This is a genomic window from Pseudomonas sp. EGD-AK9, assembly GCF_000465935.2.
Classification (GTDB): domain Bacteria; phylum Pseudomonadota; class Gammaproteobacteria; order Pseudomonadales; family Pseudomonadaceae; genus Aquipseudomonas.
The window spans coordinates 1-10,703 of the sequence record NZ_AVOF01000058.1 but is presented as its reverse complement, the minus strand read 5'-3'; the positions used below and the strand labels follow the sequence as shown (position 1 = coordinate 10,703).

At 65.8% G+C, this 10,703-nt stretch carries 10 protein-coding genes; 4 read left to right on the top strand and 6 right to left on the bottom strand.

Going from position 1 to position 10,703, the window contains the following annotated elements:
• From N878_RS03205 to recQ, 4 genes are all read right to left on the bottom strand, one after another.
• A partial coding sequence (locus N878_RS03205) for a hypothetical protein (RefSeq protein ID WP_031302684.1) occupies positions 1–447 on the bottom strand: 447 nt, incomplete at its 3' end.
• A 282-nt stretch (positions 448–729) separates the two neighbouring features.
• Positions 730–1,161, bottom strand: a complete 432-nt coding sequence (locus tag N878_RS03200; protein WP_021442248.1) for a MarR family transcriptional regulator — start codon at positions 1,159–1,161, stop codon at positions 730–732.
• A 136-nt stretch (positions 1,162–1,297) separates the two neighbouring features.
• Entirely contained in the window at positions 1,298–2,458 is a 1,161-nt protein-coding gene (locus N878_RS03195) for a diguanylate cyclase (protein WP_021442247.1), read from the bottom strand.
• A gap of 79 nt (positions 2,459–2,537) precedes the next feature.
• Complete coding sequence (gene recQ, locus N878_RS03190; protein WP_021442246.1) at positions 2,538–4,667, bottom strand: DNA helicase RecQ; 2,130 nt, start codon at positions 4,665–4,667, stop codon at positions 2,538–2,540.
• Positions 4,668–4,833: 166 nt separating this feature from the next.
• On the opposite strand from recQ, the gene N878_RS03185 reads away from it, so the two are divergent.
• The 4 genes from N878_RS03185 (at position 4,834) to lapD (ending at position 8,658) form a co-directional block, all read left to right on the top strand.
• Entirely contained in the window at positions 4,834–5,421 is a 588-nt protein-coding gene (locus tag N878_RS03185) for a YecA family protein (protein ID WP_021442245.1), read from the top strand.
• Positions 5,422–5,472: 51 nt separating this feature from the next.
• Positions 5,473–5,871 carry a YbaN family protein gene (locus N878_RS03180; RefSeq protein ID WP_021442244.1) on the top strand — a complete coding sequence of 133 codons (399 nt, stop codon included), beginning with the start codon at positions 5,473–5,475 and terminating at the stop codon, positions 5,869–5,871.
• Positions 5,872–6,018: 147 nt separating this feature from the next.
• Entirely contained in the window at positions 6,019–6,702 is a 684-nt protein-coding gene (gene lapG / locus N878_RS03175) for a cysteine protease LapG (RefSeq protein ID WP_021442243.1), read from the top strand.
• Positions 6,703–6,714: 12 nt separating this feature from the next.
• Positions 6,715–8,658 (top strand): cyclic di-GMP receptor LapD, encoded by a 1,944-nt coding sequence (gene lapD / locus N878_RS03170; RefSeq protein ID WP_021442242.1) that lies wholly within the window; start codon positions 6,715–6,717, stop codon positions 8,656–8,658.
• Between the two features lie 114 nt (positions 8,659–8,772).
• On the opposite strand, the gene N878_RS03165 is transcribed toward lapD, so the two are convergent.
• The gene (locus N878_RS03165; protein WP_021442241.1) at positions 8,773–9,114 is read right to left on the bottom strand and encodes a hypothetical protein; all 342 of its coding nucleotides are present in this window, start codon (positions 9,112–9,114) and stop codon (positions 8,773–8,775) included.
• A gap of 98 nt (positions 9,115–9,212) precedes the next feature.
• A partial coding sequence (locus N878_RS03160) for a type I secretion C-terminal target domain-containing protein (protein WP_021442240.1) occupies positions 9,213–10,703 on the bottom strand: 1,491 nt, incomplete at its 5' end.

The window sequence follows — 10,703 nt, the reverse complement described above, 5'->3', positions numbered from 1 at the left end:
TGGCGCGGCGGCTGCTGGGCTGGGGGCAGCCTGTACGGTGTAGGCGGCAGAACCCGGCGGATCAAGCAGCACGGTGTACTCGCGCAGCAGCTGCCCATCCGGACGGGCCACCTCGACGATGAAATTCAGATAGGGTTCGCGCACCGGCCGGCTCGACACCACCCGGATCACGCTGCGCGAGCCGCGCAATAGCGGGGTGAAACGCAGGTCGTTGAGAAAGTAGAAACGCTCGACGCCCGAGCGGCTGAACACCTCGGCCGGCGCCAGGGCGACGCGCAGATCCTCGGCGCCGAGATCGCCGACCGCCAGCAGCTCGATCTCCGCCTCCAGCGGCTGATTGAGCGCCGAGTGCAGGGTGATCTCGCCCAGCCCCAGCGCCGGCGCCATGCCCGAATAGAGGGCAGAACCCGACGCCAAACCCAACATCAACTGACGCACCCGAGCCATGTGACCTCCAGGGTTATGCAGGCTCGAACGCCGCCCCCTCCACTTCCTGTATGAGCGTCCCGATGGCCGGGAGGCTGGCGCCCTGAACAGTAGACCGAGGTCGGGGCGACACTGTCCCTGTCGAACCCGGCTCGTGATGCAGTATGGCTACTAATTCACAAAGTAGCGGCTTGGGCGCCAGTTTGCCGACGAAGCACATTGCCATCAAGGGCTAGAAGTCAAAAATCAGGCAAAAACGACTATCGACCGCAACACGGCCGAAAAATTGACACTAACGGAGCACTACTTCAGCAGGTTGCCCAGCACCCGGGCATGCACCTGCTGGCAGCGGCGCAGGTCCTCTTCGTCGATGCCGGCGAAGACCTCCTGGCGCAGCTGGGTGGAAATCGCCTCGATCTTCTCGATCAGCGGCTGCGCCTTCGGCTGCAGGGCGATCTTCTTGGCCCGGCGATCCTCGGGCACCGCGACGCGGGTCACCAGCCCCTGGGCCTCCAGGCTGTCGAGCAGGCGCGCCAGGGTCGGCCCTTCCACGCCGACGCTCTGCGCCAGCTCGCGCTGGGTCGGCATCTCGGTGAAACGGGCCAGGTGCAACAGCACCAGCCAGCGCGCCTGGGACAGGCCGAGGCCGACCAGACGACGGTCGAGTTCGGAGCGCCAGGCGCGGGATAATTGAGCGACTTGCATGGCGAAGCGGTGTTGATCGGGGTAAGACATGGGGGAGCGGGCTCGTACAAAGGTCAAAAACTAATTATTAGCTAGCTAGCCATAACCGCGAGCGCAGGGCAAGCCCGGATTGTGGCCGAGCGTTTCAGGATGCGACTGAAATGCGGCCACGAGTCTCGACCGCGGATCAGGCCACCACCTGATTGCGGCCGAAGGCCTTGGCCTCGTAGAGCGCGCGGTCGGCATGCTCGTAGAGCTGATTCAGCTCGCCGCCGACGCTGGGACTGAGGCAGGCGATGCCGATGGACATGCTCAGCATGCTGGCGCTGTCCGAACCCTGATGGGCGATATTCAGCTCCACCAGCGCCAGGCGCAGCGCCTCGGCACGGCGCTTGGCCTCCTCGGCGCCGATGTCGAACAACAGCAGGGCGAATTCCTCGCCGCCCAGGCGCACGCCCATGTCCAGCGGACGCCGCGCGGCCTGCTCGATCAGGGCGCCGACGCGCTGCAGCGCGGTGTCGCCGGCCTGGTGGCCGTAGTGGTCGTTGTAGGCCTTGAAGTGGTCGATATCGCACAGCAGCAGTGCCAGCGACTGCCCATCGCGCTGCGCCTGACGCCACAGGCGCTCGAACTGGCGGTTGAAGCTGCGCCGGTTGTGCAGACCGGTGAGACTGTCGCGGTCGGCCAGCAGGCGCATCAGCCGGCTGATGAGAAAGTACTCGCGCGATTTGTATTCGAGCAGATAGCAGCCCACCGCCCCGATCAGGTTGCCGAACAGCAGGAACAGCACGTTGTTGATCAACCGCGGTAGCGGCAGGCCGGCCAGCCACTCGGCGCCGATGTAGACCAGCAGTACCGCCAGGGCACAACCGAGCGCCTCGCTCAGACGCAGGCCGACCAGAAAATACGCCGCCATGCTCACCAGCAGCAGCCCCTCGTACGGGTAGCTGGGGTCGGCGTGGTGGGCGATGCCGACGATCACCGCAGCACCAATGCCCAGGGCGAGGATGCAGGTCATGCTCAGCGGTAATAGCAGACGGATGTGGCGGCGCTGAAGGATCAGGGCGGCGCAGGCCACGAGAATGACCAGCACCAGCACGCGCACGGCCAGAATCCAACCCAAATGGGGCGGCTGCACCAGCATCAGGTCCAGCACGCTGAGCGCCAGCCAGATGACCATCGCCGTGCTCAGCGCGATGCGCTTGAGCTCGAAGCTCTCGTCCAGCAAATGGCTGCGGTATTCGCGCTCCAGTACGCGGGAAAAGCGCAGCCAGCGGAACCCCAGGCTGAGCTGGTCGGCATAGGGGCTGGGGCGGACGTCGTCGAGCCAGGCGTGATAGCTGGGCACCGTTACCTCGTCTGTTGGCGGCTTGCCCCACACCTTAGCCGTGTCATCGAGTTGCCGCCAGAATCACGACAATCGTGCGTCAGACCTCGAACTCGGCCTGCAGCGCGGCGCGTACGCAGTAGAGCACCGTCTCCTCGACCCGCCCGGCGAACAGCGGGGCGATCTCGCTCACCGCCGGCAGCTCGCCCTCGCCGTCGAGGAAGGCCTCCTGGATCTCGCCGAGCAGCTCTTCCGGCAGATCCAGCGCCTGTTCCAGCGACAGCTGCTGCTGGCCGATGGCCTCGGCCAGCAGGCTGTAGACGTTCTTCTCGCTGCAGCCGAGTTGGCCGGCGATCTGCGTCGGGGTCATGCCGGCGCGGGCCAGGCTGACCAACTCGTGACGCAGGTCGGCCACCGGCGCCGGCGCTTCCTGCGCAGCGCCACCCAGCACCTCGAGGAAGGCCTGGCCATAGCGCTCCAGCTTGCGTGCGCCGACGCCGCTGACCTGAGCCATCTCGCTCAGCGAGCCGGGCTGGCTGCGCAGCATCTCCAGCAAGGTGGCATCGGGGAAGATCACGTAGGGCGGCACGCTGTGCTCCTCGGCCAGTTTGCGCCGCAAGCTGCGCAGCGCCTCCCACATCTCCCGTTCGTGACTGCGCACCAGCTGGCTGGCGGCGCTGCTGGAGGCCTTGGCGGTCTGCGCCGGCTTGGGTTCGCGGCGCAGCTGCAAACCGACCTCGCCGCGCAACAGCGGCCTGCAGGCCTCGCTCAGACGCAGGCCGCCGAAGCCCTCCAGGTCGACGTCGGCCAGGCCGCGGGCGACCAGCTGGCGGAACAGGGTGCGCCACTCGACCTCGGAGAGCGCCTTGCCGACGCCGAATACCGTCAGGTGCTGGTGGCCGACGGCGCGGATCTTGTCGTTGTCGCGGCCGAGCAGGATGTCCACCAGATGACCGACGCCGTAACGCTGGCCGCTGCGGTAGATGGCCGACAGCGCCTGGCGCGCCGGCTCGGTGGCGTCCCAGGTCTCGACGCCGTCGATGCAGTTGTCGCAATGACCGCAGGGCTGCGCCAGTTCCTCGTCGAAATAGCCCAGCAGCACCTGGCGACGGCAGCGGGTTTCCTCGCACAGGGCGAGCATGGCGTCGAGCTTGTGCTGCTCGATGCGCTTGTGGCGGTCGTCGCCCTCGGAGTTGTTGAGCATCTGCTTGAGGAAGATCACGTCCTGCAGGCCGTAGGCCATCCAGGCATCGGCGGGCAGGCCGTCGCGGCCGGCGCGGCCGGTTTCCTGGTAGTAGGCCTCCAGCGACTTGGGCAGGTCGAGGTGGCAGACGAAGCGCACGTTGGGCTTGTCGATGCCCATGCCGAAGGCGATGGTCGCCACCATGATCAAGCCTTCCTCGTTGAGAAAGCGCTTCTGGTGATAGGCGCGCAACTCGTTGGGCAGGCCGGCGTGGTAGGGCAGCGCCGGAAAGCCCTGGCTACTGAGAAAGTCGGCGACCTCCTCGACCTTCTTGCGCGACAGGCAGTAGACGATGCCGGCATCGCCCTTGCGCGCGGCGAGAAAGCCGAGCAGCTGCTTGCGCGGCTGATCCTTGGGCAGGATGCGGTAGAAGATGTTCGGCCGGTCGAAGCTCGACAGAAAGCGCTCGGCGTTCTGCAGGTGCAGGCGCTGGACGATTTCCTCGCGGGTGCGCTTGTCCGCGGTGGCGGTCAGGGCGATGCGCGGCACCTGCGGGAACAGCTCGGCGAGCTGACCGAGCTGCAGGTACTCGGGGCGGAAATCGTGGCCCCATTGCGACACGCAGTGCGCCTCGTCGATAGCGAACAGGGCGATCTCCAGGCCCTGCAGGAAGCTCAGCATGCGCTGCTGCACCAGGCGCTCGGGCGCCAGGTAGAGCATCTTGATCTCGCCACGGCGGATGCGCTCGGCGATCTCGCGCTGCTCGTCATTGCTCAGCGTGGAGTTCAGCGCCACCGCGGCCACGCCCAGCTCGTCGAGGGTGGCGACCTGATCGTCCATCAGCGCGATCAGCGGCGAGACGATCACCGCCAGGCCGTCGCGCAACAGCCCCGGCACCTGGTAGCACAGCGACTTGCCACCGCCGGTGGGCATCAGCACCAGGGCATCGCCGCCGCCGGCCACGCGCTCGATGATCGCGGCCTGATTGCCGCGGAAGGCGTCGTAACCGAATACGTCTTTGAGGATGCGCTGGGCGTGGTCGAGCATGAAGGCCTCCGAATCGAGCCGCGCATTATGCCGCAGGATTGCCGACGACAGGGCGCCAGCCTGTCCGAAGCCGGGCTTTTGCCCTCGCCAGGCCCCGCCGCTATGGCCGCTGGGGCGGCGGTGGACTAGAATCCAGCCTCGTTTACTCCTTCAAGGTAGCCCCACGATGTCCTTCGCCGAGCAACTGTCCCGCCTGCAAGCCTTTCTCGATGCCGATGAGCTGCACGAAGAGGCGTTGGACTACGTGGCCGCCCATGGCTACCTGACCGCCCTGGCGATCTGCCCGGACCAGGTGCCCGAGCGCGAGTGGATCGACGCCCTGTTCGCCGAACCGCCGCACTACCGCAGCGAGGCCGAGCGCGAGGAGATCGAGAACACCCTGATCCACCTCAAGGCGCATATCGCCCGCCAGCTGGCCGGCGAGGAAGAGCCGGAGCTGCCCTGCGAGCTGGACCTGGGCGAGGACCCGGACGACTCCGACCTGCGCGGCTGGTGCATCGGCTTCATGGAAGGCGTGTTCCTGCGCGAGGCGGTGTGGTTCGAGGACGCCGAAGACGAGGTCAGCGAGCTGCTGCTGCCGATCATGGTCGGTTCCGGTCTGTTCGACGAGCAAGCGGAGTTCGCCGAGATCGCCCGCGACCGCGACCTGGTGGACAGCATGATCGACCAGATTCCCGAGCTGCTCACCGCACTCTTCCTGCTGTGCCAGGCGCCGGAGGAAAAACCCGCGCTGCTCAAGCCCCGCCAGCACTGATCCCGTGGGCCGGGGCCAGGCGCCCCGGCCGGCGTCCGTCCGGGCCCGAAGATGCCTCGCGAAATCCAGGAAAGCCGTCACCGCGGCGTTCGCTACCTGCTGCTGGCACTGGGCTGGCTGTGCGTGGCGCTGGGGGTGATCGGCATCTTCCTGCCGGTGCTGCCGACCACCCCCTTCCTGCTGCTGGCCGCCGCCTGTTTCGTGCGCAGCTCGCGGCGCTTCTACATCTGGCTGGTCACCCACCCACACCTGGGGCCCTGGATTCGCGACTACCTCGACGGCCAGGGCATTCCGCTCAAGGGCAAGGTCTACGCGCTGGCGCTGATGTGGGCGAGCATCGCCCTGTCCTGCTACCTGGTGCCCCTGCCCTGGGCACGCGCCTTCATGCTCACCAGCGCGGTGCTGGTCAGCCTGTATATCCTCAAGCAGAAGACCCTACCCAATCCCTGACGCAAGGCTGTTCTCACGCCCCCTGTGCCCCGGCGTAGCCAGGATGCAATCCGGCAGCCCCCGGCAGTCACAATTTCATCCCGTTCACGGGGCAAATCGCCAGCGCGTCGCCTAGACTTCAGCCGATCGAAGCGGAGATGCAGCCCCATGCGGCCACGGCAGCGCATTCAGGGATGGCAACGGCGTCTGCTGATCCTCTGGGTCGGCGGCGGGCTGCTGGCCGGCCTGGCCCTGGCCAATTGGGACTTCGCCCTGGTTCTGCGCAACGCCGAGAGCCGCTACGGCAGCCTCGGCGCCGCCAAGCAGCGCATCCTCGACTGGGACGCGCTGATCAAGAGCAGCGCCACGCTGTCCGAGGCGGACAAGCTCGGCGAGGTCAACCGCTTCTTCAACCGCACCATCCGCTTCACCGACGACATCCGCCTGTGGCAGCAGAACGACTACTGGGCCACCCCCGTCGAGATGCTGGTCAAGGGCGCCGGCGATTGCGAGGACTACTCCATCGCCAAGTACTTCACCCTGCGCCGCCTCGGCATTCCCAGCGAGAAGCTGCGCATCACCTACGTCAAGGCGCTGAACTACAACCAGGCGCACATGGTACTGACCTACTACGCCAGCCCCACCGCCGAGCCGCTGGTGCTGGACAACCTGATCAACGACATCCGCCCTGCCTCGCAGCGCAAGGACCTGCTGCCGGTCTACGCCTTCAACGCCGAAGGCCTCTACCTCGCCGGTTCCAATACCCGCAAGAGCGACACCAAGAAGCTCTCGCGCTGGCAGGACATCCTGAAAAAAATGCGTGCGGAGGGCTTCGCCATCGGCGATGGCTAGGAGGAAAGATCCATGTCCCTACTCAAGCAGCTGTTTCTCGCCATCTGCCTGTTCCTGGTGGTGGCCTTCACCGGCAGCTTCATCGCCGGGGTGGAGAGCTCGCGCGAACAGCTGATCAGCCAGCTGCGCTCGCACGCCCAGGACGCCGCCACGGCGCTGGGCCTGTCGATGACGCCGCACGTGGACGACCCGGCGATGATCGAGCTGATGGTCAGCTCGATCTTCGACAGCGGCTACTTCGCCAGCATCCGCGTGGTACGCATCGCCGACGGCAGCCTGGTGGTGGAACGGCGCACCACGGTCACCCCGGAGAACGTGCCGCGCTGGTTCGTCGAGCTGGTCGACCTGCGCCCGCAGGGCGGCGACGCTCTGATCATGCGCGGCTGGGAACAGGCCGCGCGGGTCGAGGTGCTCAGCCATCCTCAGTTCGCCCTGGCCAAGCTGTGGGACAGCGCGCTGGGCAGCCTGCTCTGGCTGCTGTTGTGCGGCCTGGTCAGCGCGGTGCTCGGCGGCTGGCTGCTGCGCACCCAGCTGCGCCCGCTGGACAACATGGTGCAGCAGGCGCAGGCCATCACCCGCCGCGAGTTCCTCACCCTGCCCCGCGTGCCGCGCACCCCGGAACTCAAGCGCGTGGTGCTGGCGATGAACCAGATGGTCGACAAACTCAAGACGCTGTTCGCCGAAGAAGCCGCGCGCAGCGAGAAGCTGCGCGAGGAAGCCTACCAGGACAGCCTCACCGGCCTGGCCAACCGCCGCCAGTTCGACATCCGTCTGAGCAATCAGCTGGTGGTCAGCGAGCAGCACGCCGACGGCTACCTGCTGCTGCTGCGAGTCAACGACCTCGGCGGCCTCAACCAGCGTCTCGGCGGCCAGCGCACCGACGCCCTGATCGGCGCCCTCGGCGAGCTGCTCAAGCGCCTGCTGGAGGCTCCGGGGCGCAGCGAGTGGCTGGCCGCGCGCAGCCGGGGCGGCGAATTCACCCTGCTCGCCCCAGGTCTGAGCGGCGAGGACGCCGACCAGTTGGCCATCGAACTCAGCCAGGGCCTGGACAACCTGCGCCAGACCGGTGCCAGCGATTGCGATCCGGTCGCGCATATCGGCGTCGCCGCGTTTCGCCCGGGCGAGGAACCCGGCACGGTGCTCGGCCGCGCCGACCAGGCGCTGGCCCAGGCGCAGAGCAATGCGGACAAATGCTGGGAACGCCTCGACGACTTCACCGCGCAGAGCGGCCAGGGCCTGCACGACTGGCGCAACTGGATCGACGATGCGCTGAACAAGGGCAAGCTGCAGCTGTATTTCCAGCCGGTGGTCGAGTGCGCCGCGCGCGAGCGCCTGCTGCAACGCAAGGTGCTGGCGCGCCTGCTCGACCCGCAGGGCGAGGCCATCGCCGCCGGGCGCTTCCTGCCCTGGATCGAGCGCCTGGGCTGGGCCGCGCGCTTCGACCTGGCGATGCTCGAACACAGCTTCGCCCACCTGGCGCAGCACCCCGCGCCGCTGGCCCTGAGCCTGTCCGCCGCGACCCTGCGCGATGCGCCGAGCAAGGCCAAGCTGCTGGCCATGCTCAAGAGCCACCCCGAGGCGGCGCAGCTGATGACCCTGGAGGTGGACGAGCGTCACCTGCCACCGCCGGCGGAGCTGGAAGCCCTGAGCCAGAGCGTTCGCGAGGCCGGCTTCAGCCTGGGCCTGCAGCATTTCGGCGGCCGCTTCAGCCTGATCGGCAACCTCACCCACCTCGGCCTGGCCTACCTGAAGATCGACGGCACCTACATCCGCGCCATCGACCAGGAAAGCGACAAGCGCCTGTTCATCGAGGCGATCTTCCGCGCCACCAACAGCATCGATTTGCCGCTGATCGCCGAGATGGTGGAAACCGAGGGGGAATTGCGCGTGCTCGAGGAACTCGGCGTGCATGGCGCCATGGGTCGCCTGATCGGTGCGCCGGCGCCCTGGCAGTAGGCGCCCAGGCTATCCGCCAGTGCCTGGCGGCGACGGCACGGGCTCACGGCCCGGATGCAGTCCGGAAAGCTCAGCGGGACTCCCCGATATTCCCGGATTGCGTCCAGGCCAGGCTCACACCAGGTTGTGTTCGTCGTCGCCGAGCAGGCCGCTCAGGCCTTCGATCTCGGCCCGCGCAATGGCACGCTGGTCGAGCTTCTGCCGCGCCGCTTCGGGCAGGTCGGTGTAGCGGATCACACCGCGCTCGACCAGCACGCTGACCACGTCTTCCAGCACGCGCACCAACTCCAGGTCGGACTGCTTGAGGCTGTCCAGACGCGCCCTGACCTCTTCCTTGGCCGCCAACCAGGCCTGCAGCTCATCGCTCTCGACCGCCAGGTTTTCCGTCATTCCCGCGAAGGGCTCGTATTCGACCCGCAGCAACCGCCCCGCGGCGTCGCGCTGTACATAGACCATCGGTGCCTCCGGCAAACGCCCATAAAAAAGCCCGCTGCCCGAAAGGGGTAGCGGGCTTACTCTAGTTGAGAGCTCGGCCTGGGGAAACTCCCAACAGGTCAAACCACCAACTGGTTGCTGTCGAGCATACCCTGGATGATATCCGCCGCATTGCCGCCGGACAGGATAGTGTTCTCCAGCGTGATGGTCTGATCGATGGTCGAAGCGTCCGCCACGTTGCCGGTGCTGGAGACACTGATCACCGTATCGGTGGCGGTGAAGCTGAAGCTCAGATAATCGTCCAGTACGTTGGCATCGCTGGGATCGCTCACCCCAACCAGCAGCTCCGACAAGTTCAGCACGTTGTCGCCAACCCCGAAGTCTTTGACGATATCGTGGTAGTTGCCGCCGCGATCCCCCGCATTCCACACGAATGTGTCATTGCCACCGCCGCCGGTGAGGATGTCGTTGCCAACATCACCGATCAGAATGTCGTCACCCTCACCACCGAGCAGGGTGTCATGGCCACCGTTACCAACCAGCACCACGCCGTTGTCCGCATCGACGCCATTGGAGGCGGCAGATACCGCATCGTTGGGATCGAGCATGCTGATCGTCAGGTGATCGTCGAGCGAGGCGGAGTCACCATCGCCATCGGTCACCGCGAGATCAAAGTTCAGCGTCAGATCCTCGATGGTGGTGGTCAGGTCGTAGGTGATGTTGTTCACGTTGAACTTCACCCCACCATCCTCGTGATCGATCCGCAACTCTTCAAACTCATTCGCCACATAGAGGGTATAGGTGGCGGTTGCCCCATCGAAAGTCCAGGTTCCGGCCAAGTCGGCATCGACTACCACCTCGAACATGCCCGTTCCCGAAGCGGGCTTGGTCAGCGAGAGGTTCTGTAAGCCCGGATCGGTACCGAAATCGAAGACCACGCCATCAATGGTGAACATCAGGATCGCGGCACCACTACCACCGAACTGCTGCACACTGAAGCTGACGAAACTCTGCAGCTTGAGGAAGTCAAAACGCATCCATTCGCCCTTATCGATGGTCGCCTCTTTCACCCCTATACCATTCTGCGAGGCGTTGACGTCTTGAGGGGTCGATGCGTCTTTACCACCGAATATGGTCAGGGAGCCATCTATGGTCGATACCTCGCCCACAGGACCGAAGGCCCCAAAGTCCTCGCCGGTGACCGTGGTCGAGGAGATGATCTCGTTGGAGATCAGATCGAAGCTATAGGTGCCATCGGGGTTGATCGTCAGGGTAAAGAAAGGACTCCCCTCCGGATCGTTCAGGCTGCTGAAGGCGCTTAACACCACGCTACCATCCCCTCCCGCTGAAACGGCATTGGTCGTGGTTGTGTAGTAGAAGCTGAACAGTACCTCGTTGGCGCCATTAGTCACCTCCACCTCGGTGACCCCATCCTCAGCGGTCGGCGCCTGGACGAAACTCACCTGTTGACCGGCGTAGTTACCACTCAAAGCCAGCGCCACCGACAGGAAGTCCAGACCATCGGCACCAAAGTTGGCACTGTACTGTCCAGTGAAGGCGGACGTCACCGCACTGGAAAGCACCGCGTCCATGATCGAGTAGAACTGCGG